Genomic DNA, 24,963 nt, shown 5'->3' on the forward strand with positions numbered 1-24,963 from the left:
CGTCAATCGTAATGCGCTGTATTTGTCGTTGAAGTTACAGGCACTTGAAATAATCGAAAGGCTCCAGGCAATCGCGACAGCGGTAGAGCGCCTTGCAAGCCGTAGAACCGAATTCGCTGACGCGTTCGGTCGCTTCGCTGCCACACAATGGGCAGGGCACTACCGGGTCAGACTGGCCGGTCAAACTGCGCTTGCTGGCACTTCCCACCGGCGGAGCGATGCCGTAAGCGCGGAGTTTTTCGCGACCGGCGTCGGTCAGCCAGTCGGTGGTCCAGGCGGGTGAAAGTCGGCGTTGGATGAGCGGATTTGAGTAGCCCGAGGCCACCAGCGCTTCAACAATATGCTGCTCGATCACTTCAGTGGCGGGGCAGCCAGAGTAGGTGGGTGTCACGCTGACCACCAGCTGCCCATCCTGCCAATCGATATCGCGCACAATGCCCAGTTCAACCACGCTGACGACCGGAACTTCAGGATCCGGCACTTCTTGTAAAACGGCCAGCACAGCATCAACATCACCGCTTTCACCGGCTGGCGGCAGCCCGCTACGGTCGCTGCCGATCAAGTCTCTGGAAGGCCAGTCATCGGTAGACAATCTACCGGTAGACGGCGATGGAGAGTTACCAGACGGTAGCATCAGGATACGTCCTCGGCAGATACTGCATTTCCGCCAATAAAAAGCCTAAGTGCTCAGTGTGATGACCGACTTTACCGCCGGTATACATCCACGCATCGTAGGAGGGGCGCACCAACGTGGCTTCTTTTAGCACCTCCTCTACGGTTGCTTTCCAACGGCTAACCAGGGTTTCCGGGTCGGGCGCGATGCCAGCTTCCAACATGGCCTGATCAATCTCGTCGAACTGCACTAGCTCGCCGGTGAACTGCCATAGATTGTCTAGGGCGCGCTGCATGCGTGCGTGGCTCTCTTCAGTACCATCGCCGAGGCGAATCACCCATTCAGAGGAACGACGCAGGTGATAGGTGGCTTCTTTAAGTGACTTAGCAGCCACTTCAGCAATGCGCGGGTCACTGGCTTCGGCCAAACCATCCAGTAGATGAACGTGCCATGCATCGAACAGGAACTGTCGTCCCATGGTATCGGCGAAGTCGCCGTTGGGCTGTTCAACTATCAAAAGGTTGCGAAAGTCCTGGGCATCGCGGCGAAAAGCTAGCTGGTCGGCATCAATGTTGGCCTGACTGTCATCGCCTTCGGCAACCATTTGTTCAGCTGCATAGCCCAGCCAGTTGCGTGCCTGACCGAACAGATCAAGCCCCACATTCATTAACGCCATTTCTTCTTCTAGCGCCGGGGCCTTACCGCATAGCTGGGCGTGGCGCTGACCCAGCACTAAAGCCGTGTCGCCAAGGCGCAGTAGGTAATCGGTCAATGGTGTTTGTGTTTTTTGAGCCGTATTTTTCTTAGCCGTGTTTCTTTGAGCAACGTTCTGCATGACAGCCTCCCTCCTTACATGTGGCCGACTTCTTTCGGCAGTTTGTAGAAGGATGCGTGGCGATAGACCTTGTCGTTAGACGGGTCAAATAGCGGCTCTTTCTCATCGGGGGAAGACGCTGTGATTTCGCTGGCCGGAACCACCCAGATGCTTACCCCTTCATTACGGCGGGTGTAAAGCTCTCGGGCATTTTCGATCGCCATGCTACGGTCGGCGGCATGTACGCTGCCAACGTGCTTGTGATTAAGGCCATGTTTGCTGCGTATAAAAACTTCGAATAGGGGCCAGTCAGCCATGAGAGAAACCTCAAGTGGTCAGAGGAGCCCCGTAACTCGGAGCTCTCTATTGTTTTAAATGGCAGGTTTTAAAAACCAGGCTTAAAAACAGCGGTGGGTATCAAGCGGCTCTGTGCTGACGCTTGGCGGCATGAGCCACGGCGGCTTCACGTACCCATGCACCGTTATCAATAGCGCTGCGGCGTGCTTCGATACGCTCGCGGTTGCAAGGGCCATTGCCCTTAACCACATCAAAGAACTCCTGCCAGTCGATTTCACCGAACTCGTAGTGGCCAGTCTCTTCGTTATATTTGAGATCCGGGTCGGGTGCGGTGCAGCCAAGCAACTCAAGCTGCGGTACGGTCTGGTCGAGGAAGCGCTGGCGCAGCTCATCATTGCTGTGGCGTTTGATCTTCCAGGCCATCGACTGGGCACTGTTAGGGGAGTGCTCATCGGATGGGCCGAACATCATCAGTGCAGGCCACCAGAAGCGATTAATCGAGTCTTGGACCATGGCTTTCTGGTCATCAGTGCCTTCCTGCATCATGGTCAGCAAAATCTGATAACCCTGACGCTGGTGGAAGCTCTCTTCTTTACACACGCGAATCATCGCGCGCGCGTAAGGGCCATACGAGGTGCGCTGTAGCGGTACCTGATTAACGATGGCTGCGCCATCAACTAACCAGCCGACAGTGCCCATGTCTGCCCAGTTGAGCGTTGGGTAGTTAAAGATGCTGGAGTACTTGGCGCGACCGTCGTGGAGCTTGTCGATCTCTTCGTCGCGGTCCGCACCCAGGGTTTCCATGGCGCTATAAAGATACAGACCGTGGCCTGCCTCATCTTGGATTTTAGCCATCAACTGTAGCTTACGCTTAAGCGTCGGTGCGCGCGTCAGCCAGTTACCTTCTGGAAGCATACCGACGATCTCGGAGTGAGCATGTTGAGAGATTTGACGGATCAGTGTCTTGCGATAGGCATCTGGCATCCAGTTTTTGGGCTCTATCTTAATCTCATCATTGATGCGCTCTTGGAACTGGCGTTCCTCAGGGCCCATCTCGTCAAGTGTCTTAAGTTTGCTAGTACCGGTTTCAACGAGCTGCGCGTACATAGAGACCTCCGCGGCGTCGGGCTATCAGGGGGTTTGGCTTACTTGTTTAAAGTATAGTGACACGAAATAATTTATCAACAAGTATTTTTGTGTGTCACTTTAAGACTTTTTGATAACGGGTGAGGCCAAGATGCTTGGTCTATAAAGGAAAAATGGCTAAAAATAAGTGATTCTGAATATGTGATTTTTTCTGTTCTAAATTGACTATTTATGCATAAAAAGCCCTTGCAGTAAGGCCTGCAAGGGCGTCGGCTTTCAGATTTAAGGTAAGCTGCTATTGAACGCTTTTGGCGGAATCAGCGAAGATCTTTAACGCGGCGGGCTTTGCCCAGCGAACGCATCACGCTCTCTACCTGACACACTTCAACCTGGGTGCTGATGCCAATGTATGTCTTGATGGCATGCTGAAGCTGGTTCGCGGCTTGCTCACAAGCGACGGGGTCTCGGGCGATGTCATGATGGCTTGCCTCGACACGCACCAGCACCATATCCATATTGCCTTGGCGGCTGACTTCAATCTCGTAGTGGGGCGAAAGCGCTGCCAGCTTGAGCAACTGCTCTTCGATCTGGGTGGGGAACACATTCACGCCGCGAATGATCAGCATGTCATCGCTGCGGCCAGTGATCTTGTCGATGCGGCGCATGGGGCGCGCGGTGCCCGGCAGTAAGCGGGTCAAGTCACGGGTGCGGTAACGAATCACCGGCAGGCCTTCTTTGGTCAGCGTGGTGAACACCAGCTCACCGTATTCGCCGTCGGGTAGCACCTCCCCACTGACTGGGTCGATGATCTCGGGGTAGAAATGGTCTTCCCAGATGGTCGGGCCATCTTTGGTTTCCAGACACTCCATGCCCACGCCAGGGCCCATTACCTCAGAGAGACCATAGATATCGAGGGCGTCGATGCCCAAGCGCTGCTCTAGGGCCGTGCGCATGCTGTCGGTCCAGGGTTCGGCACCGAAAATGCCCGTGCGCAGAGGCAGCGTGCGCGGGTCAATGCCTTGGCGCTCCATCTCATCTGCGATGTTGAGCATATAAGACGGCGTGACCATGATGATGTCTGGCTGGAAATCACGGATCAGCTGAGCCTGTTTCTCCGTCTGGCCACCCGACATGGGGATGACCGCGCAGCCCAGGCGCTCGGCACCGTAGTGCGCGCCTAGGCCACCGGTGAACAAGCCGTAGCCATACGCCACATGTACCTTGTCGTTGCGGCTGCCGCCAGCGGCGCGGATCGAGCGCGCCACCACATCGGACCACACATCAATATCCTTCTGGGTGTAGCCCACCACCGTTGGTTGCCCCGTGGTGCCGCTAGAAGCATGGATACGAACGATTTCGCTCATTGGCGTGGCCAGCATGCCGAACGGATAGTTGTCGCGCAAATCAGCCTTGGTGGTGAAGGGCAGCTTAGCGAGATCCGCCAGCGTTTTGATATCGTCGGGATGTACGCCAGCCTTGTCAAAAGACTGGCGATAGAATGGCACATTGTCGTAAGCGTGCTTTAGGCTCCACTTCAGGCGCTTGACCTGAGTGGCGCGCAGCTCGTCGACGCTGGCGGTTTCCAAGGGGTCGAGCGTCGCAGTGTCGATACGCGTAGCGGGCTGATTCATCAGGAGTCTCCGGTCAAGCAAATTATTATTGGGCTAACGTTTTATGAGCAAGCCATGGTCAGGTTAATGATTTGATTAGTGGTTTGAATAATGGACTTATAAGCGCTCGATGATCAGAGCAATGCCCTGCCCGACACCGATACACATGGTGCATAGTGCAAAGCGTCCTTGCCGACGTTCGAGCTCATGCAGTGCCGTGGTGACCAACCGAGCGCCGCTCATACCCAGCGGGTGTCCGAGTGCAATGGCGCCCCCATTGGGATTAACATGTTCGGCATCATCGCTAAGGCCCAGGTCGCGCATGACTGCCAAGGCCTGAGCGGCGAAGGCTTCGTTAAGTTCGATAACGTCCATTTGGTCAAGGGTAAGCCCAGTCTGGGCGAGTACTTTACGGGTAGCGGGAGAGGGGCCAAACCCCATAATGCGCGGCTCCACCCCGGCGGTGGCCATGCCTACCACACGAGCGCGAGCCTTGAGTCCGAAACGTTCAGCCTGCTCGGCAGATGCCATCAGTAGCGCACAGGCACCATCGTTAACCCCAGAAGCATTTCCCGCGGTGACACTGCCGCCTTCGCGGAAGGGCGTGGGAAGCTTGGCGAGCTGCTCTGCGGTCGTATTGGCACGCGGGTGCTCATCGGTATCCACCACCAGCGGGTCTTGTTTGCGGCGGGGTATTTCGACAGGAATGATCTCTTCAGCAAGGCGGCCAGCCTCGATAGCGACGGCGGTACGCTGCTGGCTGCGCAGGGCGAAGGCGTCCTGGTCTTCCCGGGAAATGCCAAATTGTTCAGCCACGTTTTCAGCGGTTTCGGGCATTGAGTCCACGCCAAACTGAGCTTTCATGGCGCGATTGATAAAGCGCCAGCCGATGGTGGTGTCGAAAATATCGGCTTGGCGTGAGAAGGCTTGTTCGGCCTTACCCATCACAAAAGGCGCGCGAGACATTGATTCCACCCCACCGGCGATCATTAGTCCTGCTTCGCCGGTCTTGATGGTGCGGGCGGCGTTGCCGATCGCATCCATGCCAGAGCCACAAAGACGGTTAATCGTCGTGCCGGGCACCTCGACTGGGAGCCCAGCAAGCAGTGCAGACATACGCGCCACGTTGCGGTTGTCTTCGCCCGCCTGGTTGGCGCAGCCGTAAAAGATGTCGTCAATCAGCGACCAGTCGACGCCTGGATTGCGTTCCATCAGGGTACGCATGGGAATGGCCCCTAGATCATCGGCACGCATGCTCGAAAGCGCGCCGCCGTAGCGACCTATTGGGGTGCGAATGGCATCAATAATCAGCGCGTCTTTCATGGGTTATCTCCAGCAGCAGTATTTTCTGCGTCAGTGTCTTCCAAGCGGCGTACGCTGCCGCGAATTTTGTAGGAACGCCCGCGGAACAAGGCAACGGTATCGCCGTGCTGATTGCGCAACGTGATGTCATAAATGCCTGTGCGCCCACGGCGGCTGCGCTCTTCGGCGGTGGCCGTGATCTCGTCGCCTAGCTGGCCTGGGCCGAGGTAGTCGATACTGCAGCCTGAGGCCACTGTGGCCTCATCGTAGCTATTGCAGGCAAACGCAAAGGCGGAATCAGCCAGGGCAAACAGAAACCCACCATGGCAATTGCCATGACCCTGCACCATATCCTGGCGTACGGTCATGGTCAGTTCGGCAAAGCCGGGGGCCACACGGGTAATGCGCATGCCCAACCCCTGGCTGGCATGGTCGCGGGAAAACATCGCCTCGGCACAGGCTTCCGCCAGTTGCTGTGGGGATAGTTGGGAATCACTCATGAAAGCTTTCCTCGCTCAGGGCGTTGCGACGCAGCAGAAACGAGCTGCGATAGCGCTCTTCGCCGTAGCTCTGCTGTAGGTGCGTAAGGGTGCGGTGAACGAAGGGCAGGCCCAGCGAGTCCGCCCAGGCCAAGGGGCCGCGGGGATAGTTGACGCCGGCCTGCATGGCCAGGTCGCCATCCTGGGCGCTGCAAACACCTTGCAGTACGGCATCGGCAGCTTCATTGGCGAGCATGGTTACGGTGCGCAATACCACCAACCCCGGCGTGTCGGTTAGCCAGGCCACGTCCATTTCCATGTGCTGGAAGAAAGCGGTGGCCAGTTGTCGCGCTTCGGGCGATACCGTGTGACTGGCAGCAAGTGCGATGGCGCTGGCGTTGCGGTAGTCCAGGCACAGGTCGAACAGGACCAGGGCATCAATCCCTTCATTGGCCGCGCGCTCGGCGGCGCATCGCCCGTCGCTAAGGGCCAGCGCAAAATCACCCAGATACAAGCGAGTCGTGCCGTCTGGTAGCAGTGATTCACGACGAACGACGTCGAGTCCAGCTTCCTGGGCGCGCTCTAACAGCGGCGCGATCACGCCAGGGTCGCCCTGTACGACAAGTGCGGGTAGTTCCGCGTTTGCTGGTGCCGCAAACTTAGGTTGTGGCTTCGCAGCGTTTTCACCCGCGTAGTCAAAAAAGCCTTGGCCGGACTTACGCCCCAGGCGTCCGGCTTCCACCAGCGCTTGCTGTACTAAGGAAGGCTCGAAACGGGTATCGCCGTAGTAGGCATCGAACACCGAGCGGGTCACGGCGTAGTTAACGTCATGACCGATTAGGTCCATCAGCTCGAAAGGCCCCATGCGAAACCCACCCGCCTGACGCAGCAGTGCATCGATGGTAGCGGCATCGCTGGCACCTTCCTGCAGCAGACGCAGCCCTTCGGCATAGAATGGCCGTGCCACGCGGTTAACGATGAATCCAGGGGTGGAGCTGGCGTGCACTGCGACTTTGCCCCAGGCGCTGGCAGTGGTGTAAAGGGTGTCGGCAACGTCGGTGGTGGTGGCTAGGCCAGACACCACTTCCACCAGTTTCATGACCGGTGCAGGGTTAAAGAAGTGCAGCCCCGCCATGCGCTCAGGACGCTCAAGATTCGCAGCAATAGAAGTGATCGATAGTGACGAAGTGTTGCTGGCGAGCAGGGTGTCCGGCGAACACAATGCTTCTAACTGGGCGAACACCTGACGTTTGACCTCAAGGTTTTCGACAATAGCTTCGATAACCAAATGACTGTCGGCCAAGGCATCGATAGCATCGGCAGGTTGCAGGCGAGCAATAATGTTATCCACATCCCCTTGGATCATCTTGCCCTTGGCAACGCGCTTTTCCAGCTGACGACGAATGTTATCAATGCCCGCTCTGGCAGCACCCGGTTGATTGTCATGCAGAATAACCGTGTGGCCAGCCTGGGCGGCAACCTGAGCAATGCCGGCACCCATGGCACCTGCGCCAATCACACCAATAACGGCAGACGTTGGAAGGGCTGACATATCACTCTCCCTTGAAGGTGGGGCGACGTTTCTCGATAAAAGCGCTAACGCCTTCGCGGTAATCTTCTGTACGCCCGGCAAGGCGCTGCAGGTCGCGTTCCAGGTCGAGCTGTTCGTTGAAGCTGTTATCGCTGCTGGCGTGCAGGGCACGTTTGATCAGTGCCAAGCCGCGCGTCGGTTGATTGGCCAAGTGGCGAGCCATGTTCATGGCTTCTTCTTGAAGCGCTTCATCGTCGACGCAGCGCCAGATCATGCCCCACTGTTCGGCCGTCTCGGCGGGCAGCTTGTCGCCAAGCATTGCCAAGCCCTTGGCCCGCGCCATGCCCACTAAGTTAAGCAGCGTCCAGGTGCCACCAGAGTCTGGGATCAAGCCGATCTTGCAGAAAGCCTGGATAAAGCTTGCTGAACGAGCAGCCAATACGATGTCGCAGGCCAGAGCGATGTTGGCACCGGCACCTGCGGCCACACCGTTCACCGCACAAATGGTCGGGAAAGGCATGTCTTTAAGAGCGCGCAACATAGGGTTGTAGCGTTTTTCAAGCGACTCGCCGAGGTCGGGGGCTTGCTCGCCGGGCGCGACGCTACGATCGGAAAGATCCTGGCCGGCACAGAAGCCTCGACCGTTGCCGGTCAGTAACAACGCGCGAACACTTGAGTCCTGGCGCACGGCCTTAAGCGCTTTGCGCATTTCAGCATGCATTTCGGTATTGAAGCTGTTCAGGCTGTCGGGGCGGTTCAGCGTGATACAGGCAACGCCGTCTTCCACGGTGTAAAGCAGGGGCGCTTGGCTCATGGGTAATATCCTTGTGTCAGTGCCCTTGAAAAATGGCAGGTCGTTTTTCTTGGAAGGCGCGAATGCCCTCTTCGCGGTCTGCAGTGCCCGCCAGCAAGGTGAACGCATGGCGTTCAAAGCGCAGGCCGGTAGCTAGATCGGTATCCATTGCCTTGTGTAACGATTCACGTGCCAAGCGCACGGCCAGCGGTGCCTTGGCGGCAATGCGCGTTGCAATGACCATGGCACGCTCAAGTGTTAATTCGGGCTGGGTAATCTCGCTAATCAGGCCAGCTTCAAGGGCGCGGCGAGCAGAAATTGGCTCGCCAGTTAGCACCATTTGGGTGGCCAGTGACTTACCCACCGCTCTAAGCAAACGTTGGGTGCCGCCAGCGCCGGGCATGATGCCCAGGTTAATTTCCGGTTGGCCGAACAGGGCGTTTTCACCAGCAATAATAATGTCGGCGTGCATGGCCAGCTCGCAGCCACCGCCCAAGGCGTAGCCATTAACAGCAGCAATGATCGGTTTGCGAAAACGCGTAATGGTGGCCCAGTGGTGCTGGCGAGGATCTTCCAGCATGCCGACTAGGTCGCGCTCTGCCATTTCATTAATATCCGCACCGGCGGCAAACGCTTTCGTACTGCCGGTAATCACCACGGCGCGCACTTTCTCATCACTATCAGCGCTGCGCAGCGTGTTGGCGAGCTCGCCAAGTAGCTGGGTATTAAGTGCATTCAATGCGTCCGGACGATTCAGCGTGATGCATAAAACGCCTTCCAGAGGCGGGGTTGTTTTTAGAGTAGTGAGCATTTTTACCTCAGTTCGGCCTGTGGCGCACAGGATGAATATTTACCGAGTATAGATTTATTTTGATACACATCAATATTGATTAATTGTTATTAGTGTGTCGCTTATTGGTGTTTTTGAGTATTTATTCTCTGTTAACAATGGTTTACATGTATTTATAACGAGTGAATGATAGTTATTAGACCATGGTATGAAAGGTGGAGAATTGGCCTTAAAAGTGACCTTTATCCCTTATATATCGAGTTTTTTGATCGTGGTGGGCTAATTGTTGAGCAAGCGGTGTTAGGGAAAGCGTTTGATGTTTTGTTACGGGAAAGATAGTCTTCTTGTATATAACGTATCAAAAAAATAAGTGAGTGCAGGAGCGCCCCATGACGCAATTAGCGCAGCAGATGTTCGATTCTCATCGCCAGACCCTAGAGCAGGCCGTCAAAGCAATTGCCAGCCGTACTTTCTGGACGCCTTATCCAGAAAGCATGCGCAAATACTCCGAAGACGCTGTTAAAGAGGCCCCTGCCAACTTCGAGGCACTGCGCAATCAGCCTTTTATGCTGAAAGCGGTGGGTAGCACTCAGCGAGTAGGCGGGGAAGTATCACCTTATGGCTTTGAACTTGGCATTACTTATGACCAGCCAAACCCCGACGAACTTATAGCGGCCATGCAAGTGGCAATGCGTGATTGGCGAGAGGCTGGGGCTGAAGCACGTACGGGGGTATGTTTAGAAATCCTGTCGCGCCTTAATGCCATGAGCCCGGAGATCGCCCAGGCGGTCATGCACACTAGCGGCCAAGGGCCGTTGATGGCGTTTCAGGCGGGCGGGCCGCATGCCCAAGATCGTGGTCTTGAAGCCGTGGCCCATGCTTGGCAATCAATGGCGCAGATTCCTACTGCTGCGCAGTGGGTTAAGCCTCAGGGCAAACATGACCCTATTGTCATGGATAAGCGTTTCCACATTGTGCCGCGCGGCATCTCGCTGGTGGTGGCCTGTTCAACGTTCCCCACTTGGAATACTTACCCTGGGCTGTTTGCCAGCTTGGCAACCGGTAACCCGGTGATGCTTAAACCGCACCCCGGCGCTATTCTGCCAGTAGCGATGACCACCCGCGTTGCACAGGAAGTGTTAGAAGAAGCAGGCTTTGACCCCTGTCTGGTGAGTTTGGTGCCCGACACAGCGGATGCGCCGTTAACCAAAACGTTGGCGCTTGATCCTGCGGTCAAGTTGATCGACTTCACTGGTTCTAATGCCTTCGGTGACTGGTTGATAGAGCATGCCACCCAGGCCCAGGTGTTTGCCGAGAAAGCCGGTATCAACACGGTGATTATCGACAGCCTGGATAATCTTAAGGCGGTCACCGCGAACCTTGCCTTCTCGCTGAGCCTTTATTCTGGACAGATGTGTACGACCCCCCAGGCGATTTATGTGCCTAAGAGCGGCATTGAAACATCAGATGGCCATTTAAGCTTTGACGACGTGGCGGCAGCGCTTGCCAAAGCCGTCCAAGTGTTCTTGGGTGACAGCGACCGTGCCTGCACGGTGCTGGGTACTCTCCAGTCGCTGGACACACAAGCTCGGATTGATGAGTGCCGTGGTTTGGGCGAAATAGTCCTGGATAGCGAGCCACGAAAACACGCCCAATACCCTGACGCCCGTATTCACACGCCGCTTATCCTCAAGGTGGATGCAGCGCAAAAGGCTGCCTATAGTGAGGAGCGCTTTGGCCCGATAAGCTTTATCGTCGCGACCGACAGCACTGCGCATAGCATTGAGCTGGCGCGTGAGGTGATTCGTGAAAAAGGCGCGATAACCTTCGGTGCCTATACCACTGATGAGGCCGTGGCCGATCAGTTTGAGCAGTTGGCTATTGAGTCGACGACACCGCTTTCACTGAACCTAGATGGGGGGATATTCGTCAACCAGTCTGCGGCGTTCAGTGACTTTCACGCCACGGGGGGGAATCCGGCCGCGAATGCTTCTTTATGTAATCAGGCGTTTGTTTCCAGCCGCTTCGTTGTGGTTCAAAACCGCCGCCATAGCCCCTCTAACTAACGGAGCACGTGATGCCTTACTATCGACTTGAAGGGGTGACGCCGGTGGTGCATCCGACCGCGTATGTCCACCCAACCGCAGTGTTAATCGGCGATGTGATTGTGGGCCCTGGCTGTTATGTTGGCCCTGGCGCGGTGATGCGCGGTGACTTCGGACGCCTAGTGCTTGAAGAAGGCGCGAACCTTCAGGACACTTGCGTGATGCATGGTTTTCCGGGATGCGTCACGAAGGTGGAGAAAGATGGTCATATCGGCCACGGTGCAGTTTTACATGGCTGCGTGATTGGGCGTGATGCCATGGTGGGTATGAACGCCGTGGTGATGGACGGTGCGCATATAGCGGAGCGTTCTATCGTTGCGGCGGCCGCGTTCGTCAAAGCGGGGTTTGAGTGTGAGCCGCAGTCTTTAGTGATGGGAGCGCCCGCAAAGGTGAAGCGCCCCCTGGGCGACGAAGAGTTTGCTTGGAAGCAGCAGGGTACCCAGGAGTATCAGCGCTTAGTGACCCGTTGCCGAGACAGCTTGGAGCCCTGTGAGCCGCTGGCAGAAATCGATGCTGATCGTCCTGCGCTGCTAGCCGGTGACACCCAGCCCAAGCAGCAGACTTTAGATAAGAAGTAGAGCCTATATCAGAAATAGAGCTTATATAGACAGCAAGTCTTGGATCAGTCGTCACACTTATTAACGCTATACGGTGTGACGACTGATAGAGCGCTTTAGCTAGCGCTCACTCCAACCCGCCAAAGCGCTGGTAGAAGCTAGGGCCGGGGGCTGGTAATGGGCCTTCGGCAGTTTCTAGGTGCCTGTCTAGCCAGCGCTCTGCGCGTTCGTATAGTAACCGATAGAGGTTGCGGCAGAGCTGATGGGCGTAGCGACCTTCCCACGCCGTGGGGAGCAGTTCATCAGGTAGCAGGGGATCACGCAACTGAACCTTACGATACTCATGAATCAGCAAAGTGCGGGCAATAAAGCACTCTTCCTGTCCTAAATGGTTCTCTGCGTTGAGTGCATTCCACAGTGGGCGAAACTTAACCAGGAACCGCTGATACAGCTCGGCGAGTTCATCGAGGTTCCAGCTATCTCTGACCTGCAGGCGCAGCGGCTTACTGGTCATGGGCTCCATGGTCTGTGTCTGCATCACTATTGTGTCGTCTGCCGCATCAAGCTCCTGCAAGGCCGCCATGGTCTCTGCGCATGACATCGTGGGATGTGCCAGCACGCCCTGAGCAAAACTACCAAAGCCGAGCCACTCAAGTTCATCACGGATCTGTTGGCGTCGATCTGCAGGCAGCTGTGTCAGCAGCGCCAATGTCCACTGGCCCGACCAGGGAGGCTGGGCGCCGTGATAGACGCGCTTGAAAGCTTGTTCAAAACGACGCCGCCCAGGGCCACTTAATCGGTAATAGCTGCGACGCCCCACCTTCTCGCCGCGCAGCCAGGTTTCATGAGTTAGCCGGTAAACAGAGGTGCGTACCAACCGCTCGTTGATACCGATGGGGTCCACGAGTTTTGACAGACTGCCCAACCACACAGTACCGCCCCGGGGAACGATAGAGTCGCCATAGACAGTAATGATCAGTGAGCCGGCGCGAATTGGCCGACGCTTCTGGAAGTCATCAATAAGCGTAGCAACGCAGTCTGTAGCTGACGACATGGTGAACGTTGATTCCCTTTGAAGTGTAAAGTGGTCGCAAAAACGACAGAAAATATAGCTTTTATAGAAGATTATCGTATCACGTCTTATTGTGGTTTGGTTCGAGGCTGTGTATCTGGTTACTCAACGCGTAAGGTGCAAACTGCGTATCAGCGACTCCCTGGAACTCCTCCAAAAAAGGTGGACAAGCTAATAAACGGCGGCGTACCTGGGGCTATAGGTACCGGCTTACCTCGCACCCGGACTTCTGGGTAATATCGTTTTGTTGAGTTCATAAATCCACCCTCACAAGATATGGAGTCTCCGGTAAAGCCGGGGCGGCTTACATCGCTGCGGCTGACATTTTCTGAATGACGTTTAGCTCATCAGGGGTTAAGTGCATCCAAACCGCTGACACCAGAATTAATTGAAAGCGCTGATGTGCTAAAAGCCGAGCAGTTCGTGCCAACTCAGTTTGTGAAAAGCTCAGTCATGTGCCTAAGCCACTGGGAGTGACTCATCGCTCCCCCAGTCTGCCCAAGAGCCGTCGTAAAGCGATAGCTGATGGTAGCCCGCCAGTTCAGCGGCTAGCAGAATAATGCAGGCGGTGATGCCTGAGCCACAGGAAAACACCAGTTGGGGTTCACTGCTGGAGTGAAGGGGCGTAGCAAACGTTCTAAAGATTGTCTTCAGTTCGCTAACTGGTTTAAAGCAATGTCCCTCTAGCACCTCGGTAAACGGCAGGTTATGAGAATGGGGGATATGACCACTGCGCACCCCAGGGCGGGGTTCAGGCACCTGTGCCAGAAAACGTGAACGTGATCGGGCATCAACAATGGTGACTTGGCTGTCGTCTAGGTGTTGCAGCACGTAGGCTGAGTTTCGCACCCGGCGCTGATTAAGGTTGGCGACGAAGTGGCTGGGCGTGGCTGGAGTTTCCGCGATGGTAGAAACAACGTCCCGCTTTTCGGCTCGCCACTGTGGTAGCCCTCCATCCAGAACAAAAACGTGCTTAACGCCCATTGACCGGAAAATCCACCAGGCCCGCGGCGCCGAATAGATACCTTGGTTATCGTAGAGCACGACCAAGCTTTCGGTCGTAATGCCTAACCGTTGAGCTTCCTTAGTGACTTGTTCCTCTGTTGGAAAGGTGTGGGTCTGAGAAGATTCGGTGTCGCAAAGCACATCTTCGAGATCGATCCGGTGGCTACCTGGTATCCACATCGGGCGATCATAGACGATAGGCTCTTTACCAATCACCGTCGCCATGCTCGCATCGATCAGCACTAACCGTTCGTTGTCTAGGTTGTCTTGCAGCCATTGGGTCGTCACAAGGGGGGATGGCATGGAGTTCTCCGATGAAGGGCTGACAGCCTATGTTACTCAAACGCTTAGTTGGTTTTGAATAACAACAGACAGCGTGATCAAGCCTTGGAAATTCAGATAGTGGATAGCTGACCGAATCGTAATACTACTTTAATTTTAATAGCCTACAGGAAATAGCTCAAAGGGCGTGCAGAATGCGCGGGATGATTAAATGTGACTGCGTGGGAGCATCACCAATAGGGGCGGGTTGAGTTAATGCCAACAATAGACACCCTCACAGCTGTATCATGCCATGCAACTAGACGCTGCTTAATTAATTTCTAAAGTTATGAAAATTTAGGTCGTTAAGAATTAATGGCCATCTCGCATGTGGCGCAACGCTATAGCGTGTTGGTGCTAGCGACCTCGGATCAGACGAGCGATCCCGCTACTGGGTTCATCTGAGGCGTGGTGGTAACTCTAATTTAAGAAATAATCATGACGTGCGCCGAAAGGCCGTGTTTAAGCATGGAGAAAAACGATGAAATGGATGTATTGGCTATCGCTACTCTTGATAGCCGTGTGCCCGCCTGTGTTAGCCAATCCTGCCCCTTTTGGCATGCCAATCGGTGAATTAAGCATTCAGGAGGCGGAGGCACAGCTCTCTCTCCGGCCTGCGGGTACCAATGAGTATAGTGGGGGAAGAATGTTTACGGCTCCGGTCGCGCAGTTCTCCTTCGAAGGACTTCAGGAGATGACGCTGGTTTTTGATCAAGACGAACAGCTGGTCGCGGTATTAGCCACGCTCAATAAACAGCGCTTTGATGCCCTTTTTAACGGGCTATCAGAGCGTTACCGCCTATTCTCCAGTCAGCGCCCCTTCGTGGGCAATAAAATGGCGAACTTTGAAGCGGGGAATACCGAAATTCATCTTGATTCGCCGCACCTGAGCTTTCAGATGACATTAAGCTATCTCGAAAAAGGGTTTTTGAGCAGCTTTCGTGAAAAAAGCTCAAACGCTGAGCGTCGTCAGCAGCAGCATGAAATGAATCAGCTTTAAAAGAAAAGAGAAACAGAGCATGAACATAAAAAGCAGGAAATGGGTACGCATACTTTTACTTACTTTGGCACCTTTTGTGCTTTCTGGCTGTTTAAGCAGTCTGCCAGAGATTCCTGGTGTTGGCGTTGGAGCAAAAACGCAAGAAGCAGAGAGTAGCCAAACCGGCATGGAGGGCAACTTGGATATGGGGCTGGCGGCTCTGTTCCAGGAAAACTATATCGAAGCCCACAGCCTGCTAACACCAGTGGCGGAAGCAGGAAATGCTGAAGCGCAATATCACTTAGGGATCATGTTCCAATTTGGGCAAGGCGTGGCGCAAGACTACCGCCAGGCGGCTGAATGGTATCGGCGTGCCGCGGAGCAAGGCAACCTTTTGGCTCAAACCGATCTAGGATCTCTTTACAGTGAAGATTGGCCTGGGCTCGCCCGTAATGACAGTCTAGCCGCTGAATGGACGCAACGTGCAGCGGAGCAAGGTAATCGCATCGCACAGTACAACCTCGGTTTGTTCTATGCCAATGGCCGTGGTGTACAGCAAAACGATACGCTGGCGTTAGAGTGGTACCGTCGTGCGGCAGAGCAGGGAGACCCCAGTGCCCAGCTTAACTTAGGGGCTATGTATGCAAGAGGCCAAGGGGTACCGCAGAACTATGTGCTAGCCGCAGAGTGGTACACGCTGGCTGCTAATCAAGGTAATGATATTGCACAAAAAAACCTCGGCCTGATGTATCTGAGTGGTGATGGCGTACCAAAGAGTGAAGCTCTCGCCTATACCTGGCTCCGCCGATCAGCGGACCAAGGGAATATGACAAGTCTGTTTGAGGTAGGGTTGGCGCATTATTATGGGCGTGGGGTCGATCAAGATAAAGCTACAGCGGCAGAGTGGTTTAAGCGTGCAGCTACACAGGGCAGCGATGGCGCCCAATATAACTTAGGGCTTATGTACACCAATGGTGACGGTGTGCTTCAAGATTACGCTCAGGCAGCGCGCTTCTATCGGTTGGCGGCTGAGCAGGGCAATACCGATGCCCTTAATAATCTGGGGGTTTCGTATAGGGAAGGTAAGGGGGTTCCCCAGAATAGTGTGTTGGCCTACGCGTTGTATAATTTGGCGGCAGCAAGGGGAAATGAATTAGCTGCAGGTAATCGTCGCCAATTGTTGTCTCATATGACGCCTGCTCAGGTGCAGGAAGGACAGCGTTTAGCAGCGAGCTGGCGTGAGGGTCAGCCCCTGCCAAGACACACACGGCTTTAAGAGTCTTTGTTAACCGACCGGCCCTTTGGGGCCGGTTTTTGTCAAGCTTAAACAGAGACTTGTGATGAGCAGCTGTGCGCTACAGCGCCTCCACCTCAAATGCCACAATTTGGCGCTGAACGCTTGAGAACTCTATGCCTACCAAGTTTATGGCTTGCCGCTGGCACGGTGCTTGTCGGCATAGCCTTTGGCTTTGAATTGCTCTAGCGCTTTACTCTAGGGCAGCTGTTCTACCACTTTGGACTCAAACAAATAAACATGGCCGTTAAAGTCGACGCCCATATCCACTTTGCCGTGGTGGCTGGCGTCTTCCACCGGCACGTTCACACCCAGCGCGGAGAAGTGGCTGTAAAAGACGCTCGCATAGACCTGTGAGACATTATGGCCTGCGTATTGGGCGATGGGCATGTTTTTGAGATCGTTGCGGTACCCGTCGTGGGGGGAAACCGGCATAAAGCGTTTTAAGGTGGTTTTTCAGGCCAGCAAGGTCGTGTTCAAGCAGTACGTTAAACATCGACAGTTGATAGGTCTGGGCTTCACTGTCCCGAATGCCCAGCACGGGGAGTAGAAACTCGTTCAGGCTGCTTTCTACTTCCCAATTAGGAAAACCGAGCGAGTAAAACCGGTAGCCGATCATGGGCGCTTGTACGTCTTGCATCGTAATGTAACTCATCTGGAATAGCAGTGCCTCGGCGGCGACATCATCCATATCGAAGCGTCCTAACATTTGCTACTTCGCTTGAAGCATACTAAATGGCGGCGTAAATACCCCGCGCTGTTTTAGCAGCGCCACTAAAAACGCTTAGCCATGCTATTTTGGGTGTTGTTCATTAACATGCTACGCCCGCATACCAGGCAACCTGTTATATCCCCACAGGATTTTGAGTTTTATTAACTGGTGAGATTTGCCATGCACACAACACGCATCGCCATCGTGGGCGCTGGACTGGCGGGGCTGTATGCCGCTTATTTGCTGGAACAGCGGGGCGTAACCGATTACGTGGTGCTGGAAGCGCGGGAGCGAGTGGGTGGGCGTATTGCGTCGCTGTTGCCTGATGAGGCCTGTGCTTCTGAGGCGTTTGATCTGGGGCCTTCGTGGTTTTGGCCGGGGTTTCAGCACGCGCTGGGGGCGCTGGTGGAATCGCTAGGGCTTGCGTCGTTTGCCCAGCATGAAACCGGCGATATGGTGGTGGAGCGCTCTCACCAGATGCCGCCTGTGCGTATGCAGGGGTTTGTGAATCAGCCGCCTTCGATGCGGCTGGAAGGCGGCATGCAGGCGTTGATTGATGCGTTGCGCGATCGTGTTGAATCTTCGCGACTTTACACGGGGCAGGCGGTTCAAACTATGACGCTCAACGCCAATGCCAGCGTGGTTCTGGCGTGCGCTAGTGGGCAGCGTTTTACCGCACAGCACGTGTTGCTGGCGGTGCCGCCCCGGTTGGCGGCACAGGCGATAACGTGTTCACCGCCGCTGCCAGAATGCCTTACCCACCAGTGGGCCAATACCGCGACCTGGATGGCTCCCCACGGTAAATACGTGGCGCTGTATGCCACGCCTTTTTGGCGAGAAGAGCAGCTTTCGGGAGAGGCGCGTAGCTTGATCGGCCCGCTGGGTGAAATTCATGATGCGTCTCACCCGGGTGGCTACGGAGCGCTGTTTGGCTTTTTTAGCTTACCTGCTGGTGCGCGAGCGCAGATTGACGATGAGACGCTGCGCCAGCACTGTCGCGCGCAGCTCGCCAGGCTGTTTGGTCCTGAGGCGGCTAACCCAACGCGGGATGTGATTAAAGACTGGGCACAGGAATCGTTCACCGCTACCCACGCCGACCAACAGCCCAGCGAGCATCATGGCATGGCACCGCCTGCTCGCGCTGCCGATGGGCCTTGGCAGCCTTGCTTAACCGGCATTGGCAGCGAGTGGAGCGAGCAGTATGCCGGTTATTTGGCAGGTGCCATTGAAGCCGCCGAGCGCGGCGTGGCGGAGGTGTTAGCGAAGTAGGGCGCTTGTGCCCAAGTGTTAATCCAGCAGCGATTCGCCGGAGCGCGTGAGCAGCGCTTTTAGGCTGGGGGATTCAAACCGGCGCTGAATGGTAATGGCGTAGAACTCCTCCCATACGCCGGGCAGCGCGCCGTAATCTTTTAGCGTGCCGTTGTGCAGCTCGTCGCGCACCACCACGGGTGGCATAACGGCAATGTGCTGAGTGTCCCGCGCCAGTAGGCGCATCATCGCCATGTCGTCTACTTCGGCGGCAATTTTGGGCGTTAGCCGGTAGTGGCTGCACAGCTGGTCAAAGGCGTGGCGCGTGGCGTTTTCAACCCCGGGCAGAATTAAGGCGTGGCCGCTTAAGCCTTTGGGGAAAGCGGGGGGCGGCGAGAGGTGGGGCGCTGCAATCAAGCTCACCGGCTGGCGCGCTAACCGCTGGGAGCGCCAGGGGTGTTCACTATCACCGCGCACGGGCTGATTCGAGAGCACCACGTCTAGCTTGTGGGCAGAAAGCCGCCTTAGCAGATCATCCATGCCACCGCTTTGCAGTATCAAATCCAGGTCGTCTCGGCCCAACAGCGGCCGCACAAACCCCTCCTGAAAGTTGCGCGATAGCGTGGCCACCGCCCCTACGCGCACCACCTCGCGGTGGGCGTGGCCGCCCTCAGCAAACAGCGCGCTCAGCTCTTCGCCTTGGGTGAAGATGGTCTCGGCGTAATCAAACGCCAGCCTGCCCGCTTCGGAAAGGTGCAGCTGCCGACCTTCGCGGATGAACAGCGCTTGGCCCAAACGCTCCTCTAGCTGGCGGATTTGCTGGGAAAGCGACGACTGTGACACGTGCAGCGCTTTCGCCGTGCGGGTCAGGTGGCCCGATTTCGCCACTTGCCAAAAATAGTAAAGGTGGTGGTAGTTGAGCTTCATAGCGGCGGAACCTCAGGCAGCGTATTGGCTATACGTTCTGTTTTAAAGAACGATTTATCAAAAATAAACTATTTTTTATATAGTAATGAGCGCGGCATAGTCGTTTTCACACGACAAAGGGGAAGGGCTATGCCAAATTTCGTCGACATAACGGTGCTATCACTGCTAGCGCTGTGGTTATTGGTCCCGGTTTCGCTGTTAGTGGTGGCGGGCGTCAGCGCACGGGCGAGCACGCCCGCATCGCTCCAGCGCGCTTGGAAAATAGGCCGCTGGTTAACGGCAAGCGCATTGGTTGCAAGCTTAGCAGTGGGTGGGCTGCTGGTACTGGATGCGCTGGGTGTACCCACCGGCCTGCCCGAAGCCGCTCAGCCGCTGGGCTTGTATCCAGATGGCTTGGCTGTGTGGATGGCGCTACTCATCAGCTTGTTAGGCACGGTGCTGCTGCGCTTTGCAGAAGGCTACCTAAAGGGCGACCGTGGCGAGCGTCGGTTTTTACCCTGGTGTTTAGTGGTGCTGGCAAGCGTGATGCTGCTGGTCTTTACCCACCACTTGGTCGTAATGCTGATTGCCTGGGTGGGCGTGAGCGTGGCGCTGCACCACTTGCTAACGCTCTACCCTGAGCGTGTTGAAGCCCAGCGGGCGGCTTGGCAAAAATTTGTGGTCAGCCGCATAGGCGATGCGGCGCTAATCGTGGCGGTAGCGCTTCTGTACGCCCACTTCGGTACCTTTCAGTTACCTGAGCTGTTTGCCGCCGCTGCGGCAACTTCTGGCGGCTGGCAGGTGGAAGCCGCCTCGGTGGCGCTGGCCATCGCGGCGCTGTGTAAATGTGCCCAGGTGCCGATGCATGGCTGGTTGATTAAAGTGATGGAAGCCCCCACGCCGGTCTCCGCGCTGCTGCATGCGGGGGTGATTAACCTGGGGGGCTTTGTGTGGCTGCGCTTGTTCCCGGTGTTTGATGGTCTAACGCTGGGCCACTACCTGCTGATTGCTGTAGGTGGTTTTACCGCGCTGGTTGCGGTGATGACCATGTTGACTCAAACGTCCGTCAAGCATGCCCTGGCCTGGTCTACCTGCGCGCAAATGGGTTTTATGCTGTTTGAAATTGGCGTAGGGGCGTACACCCTGGCGCTGGCCCACCTGCTGGCGCACTCGCTGTATAAAGCGCACTCCTTCTTGGCGTCTGGCCGTACCGTGCGCGCCGCCCGCTGTGAGCGCTTGCCGCTTGCACCGCTGCGTCAGCGGCTTTCCCTCGCGCTGCCTGCGGCCACCGTCGCGGCGGTGGTACTGATGATGTGGCCCTCTCTGGTTAGTCATAACCCGCTGTTGGGCGCTCTGCTCAGCTTGGCGGTGGGCAGCACGCTGCTGGGCATGCCGGTGGGCACCGCCAAACCTAAGCGTTTAGCGCTGGTAGGCATGGCGCTGGCGCTAGTGCCGCTGTATGCCTTGCTGCATAGCGTGCTGGCACCGGCACTGCCCAGTGCGTACACACCCTTAACACTCACGGCAGGCCTGCTGGGCGCACTCATACTGGCCAATCTGGTGCTGGCCGCTGGGGCCGTCACGCTATTTCCCCAGGCCGCTTGGGTAGCCCGCTGGCGGGTTCACTTTAGCCAAGGGCTTTATCTGTCTCTGCCGTTCCAGCGTTTAGTAGATGCGGTAGCCCCCATTCGTGCTTGGTCGCGTCCTTCATCGCTTGCCCCGGGTTTAAAAGGAGAGTGGTCATGAGTCAGCCCGTTGCCGTGGACACATCACTAGAGCAGTACCGCGATGCTTTGAGCCGCGCGACCGACGCCATTGCCCCGGTGTGGCCGCTAGACCAGTGGATTGCGGTCAACCCCTGGTGGGGTCAAAGGCATCAGCCCATTGAGCAAGTGAGCCAAGCGCTCAGCCGCCGGGCAGGGCAGCCGATGACCATGCCCGCTGAGTTTTATCGCAACGCCTGGGAATCAGGCCGGATTATCCCGCAAGACCTGCAGCAGGCGCTTAGCCAGGGCGGCTACGCCTATACCCAGCAGAGCCTAGTGAGCTATTTAGCAACACCGCCCAAGCCGGTAACGCCACTACGTAGCGCTTGGGATACTTTGGCAGGGCATGATGGGTTTGAGCCGCTGGCGGAGAGCTGTGCGAGCTACTTCGATCACCATCAGCAGCGCTGGGCAAGCCAAGCGGGTGATTCGCTGTATCATTTTTGGAAGTGTGCAGCACAGCATGATTTGCGCTGGCCTAAGGCGCAGCGTCAGGCGTTACAAGCGCTTCCTGACGAGCCCCAGGCGGCTATTGAAGAGATTGCAGCAGATTGGGCGCTCACCCCGGAAGCATTTGAAATGCTGGCCCATACGCTGCTGCTACGGGTGAACGGCTGGGCCTCTTGGTGCCAGGGGATTGGCTGGCACACCGTCCACCAAAAGCCGGTCGCCGGTATTACTCAGCTGGCTGCCATGGTGCTGGCGTGGGAGTGGTTAGCGGTTCATCAGTTGGATGTGAACCAGAGACGTGACTGGGTTGCCCAGTGGTCTTCGCAGGAAGCTGCCACTGCAACCAATGAAGCGCTGTGGTGCTGGCAGCACGCCTATGAGCTGGGCTACCAACGTGCACTAGCCAACACCCTTGCCACGCCGAGTGCCGAGCCTGTCTCCACTCCAAAAGTGCAGGCTGCGTTCTGTATTGATGTGCGTTCTGAGCGGTTTCGTCGCCATTTAGAGCAGGCCGCGCCTACCGTGGCCACGCTAGGGGTGGCGGGATTCTTCGCTATGCCGGTGGCGGATGCCGCGACTGGCCCTGAACGCGCCCAGCCACGGGTACCGGGGCTGTTAAAACCGACGTATCGGGTGGGCTCATTGCAGCCCCAGCAGCGGGGGATTCAGCGCTACCAAAAAGAGAGCCAGCGCCAAAGCGTGCGCCACGCAAAGTACGCGCCGCTTTCAACCTTCACTCTAGTGGAGACGACCGGCATTGCCTGGGGCTGGAAACTGATTAAAGACAGCCTGCGTAAGCAGGCAACCGTGCCCCAGTGCGAGGCCCCCGCTGGGCTTTTTCACACCTACGACGGCGAACCCATTACGCGCCACGAAAAGATCGCGCTGGCGAAAAACTTGCTAACCCTACTGGGAAACCCAGCCGTGTCGCTATTGGTGCTGGTGGGCCACGATTCGCAAAGCGAAAATAACCCCCACCACGCCGGGCTAACCTGCGGCGCCTGTGGCGGGCAGGGTGGCGGCATGAATGCGCGGGTGGCCGCGGCGCTGCTGAACGACCCGGAGGTTCAGCAGGCTGTTCGACAGGCGGGCATCGCCTTGCCCAGTCCCTTTCATGTGCTGGCAGCCACACACTGCACGCTCACCGATCGCGTGCATGTGTACCGTGAGGAATCAATGCCCGAAGTGCTAGAAGACGCGCTCGCCGAGTTTGACAGCGGGGTACGCGTAGCGGGCGAAGCCACTCGTCTAGAGCGAGCGCCAGCATTGGGTGTGGATGACACCGACCACATTGAACGCCTGAAAACCCTGGCCATGCGCGGTGCCGACTGGTCGCAACCCCGGCCTGAGTGGGGGCTGGTGAATAACGCGGCGCTTATTTTAGCGCCACGGGCGCGCACCCAAGGGAAGGTGCTGGATGGACGCACGTTTTTGCACGACTACCACCCCGAGCAAGACTCGGATGGCAGCGTGTTGGAGGGGTTAATGATGGCACCGATGCTGGTGGCCAGCTGGATCAACCTACAGTACTACGCGTCTACCGTGGTGCCAGGGCTGTACGGTGCTGGCAATAAGCTGCTGCATTCGGTGGTGGGGGGCCATGTGGGCGTTATTGAGGGGAGTTCGCCTCAGCTGCGTATTGGTCTGCCGGAGCAGTCGCTGCGCGATGGCGAGAAGCTCCATCATGAACCGCTGCGCTTAACGGTGGTGATCGACGCGCCCAAAGCGCGCATTGAGGCGATTATTGAGCGCCAGCCGGTGGTCGCGGATTTAATCAACCACCGCTGGCTGTGGCTCACCCGGATGGGAGAAGGGGGCCTAGAGCGCTATTCTCTGGAAGGCTGGGAGCCAGTCATCGTGCCTTACCAGTAAGAGCAAATAGAATATCGTCTATCAGGAGTGAAAAACTGGGTGCAGATCCCGTTCACCGTTATCTGTGCCTGTAACGACAATGGCAATGGCAAGGACAGGCGAGTCCATTTAAACCTAATTGAGTTGCGGATAGCGTATAACTTCTAGAGGATACGCTCTGAGCTGGCTAGTTAAACAGCGTCACCGCGTAAACGGTAGCGCATGGATGTTAACAATAATTTCTTAAATGCAGGCGGCATGCGATATACGTACACAGCAAGAGTGAACACTACCTTATGCACTGCGATGTGGTGGCTCTATGTCTCGTGAGGGGAGTGCTTACGTTAGCTGCCATGTTTGTAGTTTGCGCCGCACCTGCTTACCCGGGGCGCTATCTCGGCAAGCGTTAGAAACGTTTGATCAGCTTGTAGAGCGCCCTATGCCTTACCCAGATAACCACGTTATCACGCCTCAAGGCGCGCCGTTTGAGGCCTTGTATATGGTTAGAGGCGGCGCGGTAAAACAGATTCAAACAAGCGGGCCAAGTCATAAACCGACTGTTGTAGATATTTATTGGCCCGGTGATGTTGTCGGCCTGGAATGGCTAGGCACTACCTATCAAGACGACGCCCTTATCGCAGGGAGTCGTTCGTTTGTGTGCAAAATCCCCTATGGGCTTCTTACTGTCTTCAGTCTTAAGCAGCAAAGCGTCCAGAAAAAACTGCTTCAAAAAACATCGCACCATCTTCGGCAGCGCAAACTGCGCCCCTCATTGATGCAAAACGCCACGGCGTGCTCAAAAATCAGCACCTTTTTATTAACGGTTGCCAAACAAAAACACCAGCAGCATTACGACCACACCCATTTCACTCTACCGTTAATGCAAGCAGAACTTGCAAGCTATCTGAACCTTGCACCTGAAACCGTCAGTAGACAGCTCAAAGCGCTACGCCAAGCCAATATAATCGATCTACAACAGCGTCACGTCACTATTAAAGATGTGGGTCAACTGGCGAGATGGGCGGAGTAGTTTTGAGGCTTTAATAGCATCAAAGTGATGGTGCTTATCCTCCAAGGTATTGAGCTAATCTATGACTAACGGTGTAGTAAATTATTTATAGGCCTAGCTTTTTATTCTTATTTTTTAGTGTTACCCTCACTATTATTAACTATATTTTTGACTGTTATAATTAACTTAGTGCAATACAAAATATCGGTATCTTCATTGTCAACCCTGAGAACTACCGGTTACCTTGCGGATGATAGCGGCACTGACGCTATATTCTTCCGATGTAAGAGCCGTCCATCATGTAATGAATTCAGTATCCTGTCATGCAGAGTCAAACTGACTGCTTACAGAGCATAAGTTGCGACATTTAATG

Annotated in this window: 23 protein-coding genes; 8 read left to right on the top strand and 15 right to left on the bottom strand. The window is 55.9% G+C overall.

All coding sequences use genetic code 11. The features are described from left to right. Window positions 1-34 precede the first annotated feature (34 nt). The 10 genes from paaD to paaF form a co-directional block, all read right to left on the bottom strand. Entirely contained in the window at window positions 35-634 is a 600-nt protein-coding gene (gene paaD, locus LOS15_RS15685; protein ID WP_263066952.1) for a 1,2-phenylacetyl-CoA epoxidase subunit PaaD, read from the bottom strand. Beyond that, window positions 618-1,448 carry a 1,2-phenylacetyl-CoA epoxidase subunit PaaC gene (paaC, locus tag LOS15_RS15690; RefSeq protein ID WP_263066953.1) on the bottom strand — a complete coding sequence of 277 codons (831 nt, stop codon included), beginning with the start codon at window positions 1,446-1,448 and terminating at the stop codon, window positions 618-620. The genes paaD and paaC overlap by 17 nt, the downstream gene beginning before the upstream one ends. Window positions 1,449-1,462: 14 nt before the next feature. Then, window positions 1,463-1,744, bottom strand: a complete 282-nt coding sequence (gene paaB / locus LOS15_RS15695; RefSeq protein ID WP_009723077.1) for a 1,2-phenylacetyl-CoA epoxidase subunit PaaB — start codon at window positions 1,742-1,744, stop codon at window positions 1,463-1,465. Window positions 1,745-1,844: 100 nt separating this feature from the next. Then, window positions 1,845-2,831, bottom strand: coding sequence for a 1,2-phenylacetyl-CoA epoxidase subunit PaaA (gene paaA / locus LOS15_RS15700; RefSeq protein ID WP_263066954.1), 987 nt, complete (start codon window positions 2,829-2,831; stop codon window positions 1,845-1,847). A 296-nt stretch (window positions 2,832-3,127) separates the two neighbouring features. Continuing rightward, complete coding sequence (paaK, locus tag LOS15_RS15705) at window positions 3,128-4,441, bottom strand: phenylacetate--CoA ligase PaaK (RefSeq protein ID WP_263066955.1); 1,314 nt, start codon at window positions 4,439-4,441, stop codon at window positions 3,128-3,130. Between the two features lie 96 nt (window positions 4,442-4,537). Continuing rightward, complete coding sequence (gene pcaF, locus LOS15_RS15710; RefSeq protein ID WP_263066956.1) at window positions 4,538-5,743, bottom strand: 3-oxoadipyl-CoA thiolase; 1,206 nt, start codon at window positions 5,741-5,743, stop codon at window positions 4,538-4,540. After that, entirely contained in the window at window positions 5,740-6,222 is a 483-nt protein-coding gene (gene paaI, locus LOS15_RS15715) for a hydroxyphenylacetyl-CoA thioesterase PaaI (protein ID WP_263066957.1), read from the bottom strand. Before paaI ends, pcaF begins: the two co-directional genes overlap by 4 nt. Continuing rightward, window positions 6,215-7,753: a 3-hydroxyacyl-CoA dehydrogenase PaaH gene (gene paaH, locus LOS15_RS15720; RefSeq protein WP_263066959.1), complete on the bottom strand. Its 1,539-nt coding sequence runs from the start codon at window positions 7,751-7,753 to the stop codon at window positions 6,215-6,217. The genes paaI and paaH overlap by 8 nt, the downstream gene beginning before the upstream one ends. A gap of 1 nt (window position 7,754) precedes the next feature. Then, window positions 7,755-8,546, bottom strand: a complete 792-nt coding sequence (gene paaG / locus LOS15_RS15725) for a 2-(1,2-epoxy-1,2-dihydrophenyl)acetyl-CoA isomerase PaaG (protein ID WP_263066960.1) — start codon at window positions 8,544-8,546, stop codon at window positions 7,755-7,757. A gap of 16 nt (window positions 8,547-8,562) precedes the next feature. Further along, window positions 8,563-9,336, bottom strand: a complete 774-nt coding sequence (paaF, locus tag LOS15_RS15730) for a 2,3-dehydroadipyl-CoA hydratase PaaF (protein WP_263066962.1) — start codon at window positions 9,334-9,336, stop codon at window positions 8,563-8,565. Between the two features lie 368 nt (window positions 9,337-9,704). On the opposite strand from paaF, the gene paaN reads away from it, so the two are divergent. Further along, the gene (gene paaN, locus LOS15_RS15735) at window positions 9,705-11,381 is read left to right on the top strand and encodes a phenylacetic acid degradation protein PaaN (RefSeq protein ID WP_263066964.1); all 1,677 of its coding nucleotides are present in this window, start codon (window positions 9,705-9,707) and stop codon (window positions 11,379-11,381) included. Window positions 11,382-11,392: 11 nt separating this feature from the next. Continuing rightward, window positions 11,393-11,998: a phenylacetic acid degradation protein PaaY gene (paaY, locus tag LOS15_RS15740; protein ID WP_263066966.1), complete on the top strand. Its 606-nt coding sequence runs from the start codon at window positions 11,393-11,395 to the stop codon at window positions 11,996-11,998. 106 nt (window positions 11,999-12,104) lie between these two features. Here the strand turns inward: paaY and paaX are convergent, their stop codons facing one another. Both paaX and LOS15_RS15750 read right to left on the bottom strand, forming a co-directional pair. Next, on the bottom strand, window positions 12,105-13,031 hold the full coding sequence (gene paaX, locus LOS15_RS15745; RefSeq protein ID WP_263066968.1) for a phenylacetic acid degradation operon negative regulatory protein PaaX: 927 nt from the start codon (window positions 13,029-13,031) through the stop codon (window positions 12,105-12,107). Between the two features lie 477 nt (window positions 13,032-13,508). Then, the gene (locus LOS15_RS15750; protein ID WP_263066970.1) at window positions 13,509-14,357 is read right to left on the bottom strand and encodes a sulfurtransferase; all 849 of its coding nucleotides are present in this window, start codon (window positions 14,355-14,357) and stop codon (window positions 13,509-13,511) included. Between the two features lie 499 nt (window positions 14,358-14,856). On the opposite strand from LOS15_RS15750, the gene LOS15_RS15755 reads away from it, so the two are divergent. Beyond that, window positions 14,857-15,375, top strand: coding sequence for a hypothetical protein (locus LOS15_RS15755; protein WP_263066971.1), 519 nt, complete (start codon window positions 14,857-14,859; stop codon window positions 15,373-15,375). A 19-nt stretch (window positions 15,376-15,394) separates the two neighbouring features. Then, window positions 15,395-16,630, top strand: a complete 1,236-nt coding sequence (locus tag LOS15_RS15760; protein WP_263066972.1) for a tetratricopeptide repeat protein — start codon at window positions 15,395-15,397, stop codon at window positions 16,628-16,630. A gap of 216 nt (window positions 16,631-16,846) precedes the next feature. Here the strand turns inward: LOS15_RS15760 and LOS15_RS15765 are convergent, their stop codons facing one another. Continuing rightward, window positions 16,847-17,038 (bottom strand): PD-(D/E)XK nuclease domain-containing protein, encoded by a 192-nt coding sequence (locus LOS15_RS15765; protein WP_263066974.1) that lies wholly within the window; start codon window positions 17,036-17,038, stop codon window positions 16,847-16,849. Continuing rightward, window positions 17,010-17,339 carry a hypothetical protein gene (locus tag LOS15_RS15770; protein WP_263066976.1) on the bottom strand — a complete coding sequence of 110 codons (330 nt, stop codon included), beginning with the start codon at window positions 17,337-17,339 and terminating at the stop codon, window positions 17,010-17,012. Before LOS15_RS15770 ends, LOS15_RS15765 begins: the two co-directional genes overlap by 29 nt. Before the next feature lie 201 nt (window positions 17,340-17,540). Between LOS15_RS15770 and LOS15_RS15775 the strand changes: the two genes are divergently transcribed. Then, window positions 17,541-18,629: a flavin monoamine oxidase family protein gene (locus tag LOS15_RS15775; RefSeq protein ID WP_263066977.1), complete on the top strand. Its 1,089-nt coding sequence runs from the start codon at window positions 17,541-17,543 to the stop codon at window positions 18,627-18,629. A gap of 18 nt (window positions 18,630-18,647) precedes the next feature. Here LOS15_RS15775 and LOS15_RS15780 read toward each other — a convergent pair whose 3' ends face one another. Next, a complete protein-coding gene (locus LOS15_RS15780; RefSeq protein ID WP_263066978.1) occupies window positions 18,648-19,535 on the bottom strand; it encodes a LysR family transcriptional regulator in 888 nt (295 codons plus the stop codon). 129 nt (window positions 19,536-19,664) lie between these two features. On the opposite strand from LOS15_RS15780, the gene LOS15_RS15785 reads away from it, so the two are divergent. The 3 genes from LOS15_RS15785 to LOS15_RS15795 all read left to right on the top strand — a co-directional run bounded on the left by LOS15_RS15785 (window position 19,665) and on the right by LOS15_RS15795 (window position 24,611). Beyond that, window positions 19,665-21,260 (top strand): NADH-quinone oxidoreductase subunit L, encoded by a 1,596-nt coding sequence (locus LOS15_RS15785; protein ID WP_263066979.1) that lies wholly within the window; start codon window positions 19,665-19,667, stop codon window positions 21,258-21,260. Continuing rightward, a complete protein-coding gene (locus LOS15_RS15790) occupies window positions 21,257-23,602 on the top strand; it encodes a DUF2309 domain-containing protein (RefSeq protein ID WP_263066980.1) in 2,346 nt (781 codons plus the stop codon). The genes LOS15_RS15785 and LOS15_RS15790 overlap by 4 nt, the downstream gene beginning before the upstream one ends. Before the next feature lie 418 nt (window positions 23,603-24,020). Further along, window positions 24,021-24,611 carry a Crp/Fnr family transcriptional regulator gene (locus LOS15_RS15795; RefSeq protein WP_263066982.1) on the top strand — a complete coding sequence of 197 codons (591 nt, stop codon included), beginning with the start codon at window positions 24,021-24,023 and terminating at the stop codon, window positions 24,609-24,611. Window positions 24,612-24,963 lie beyond the last annotated feature (352 nt).

It is taken from the genome of Halomonas sp. 7T, from assembly GCF_025643255.1.
GTDB lineage: Bacteria > Pseudomonadota > Gammaproteobacteria > Pseudomonadales > Halomonadaceae > Vreelandella.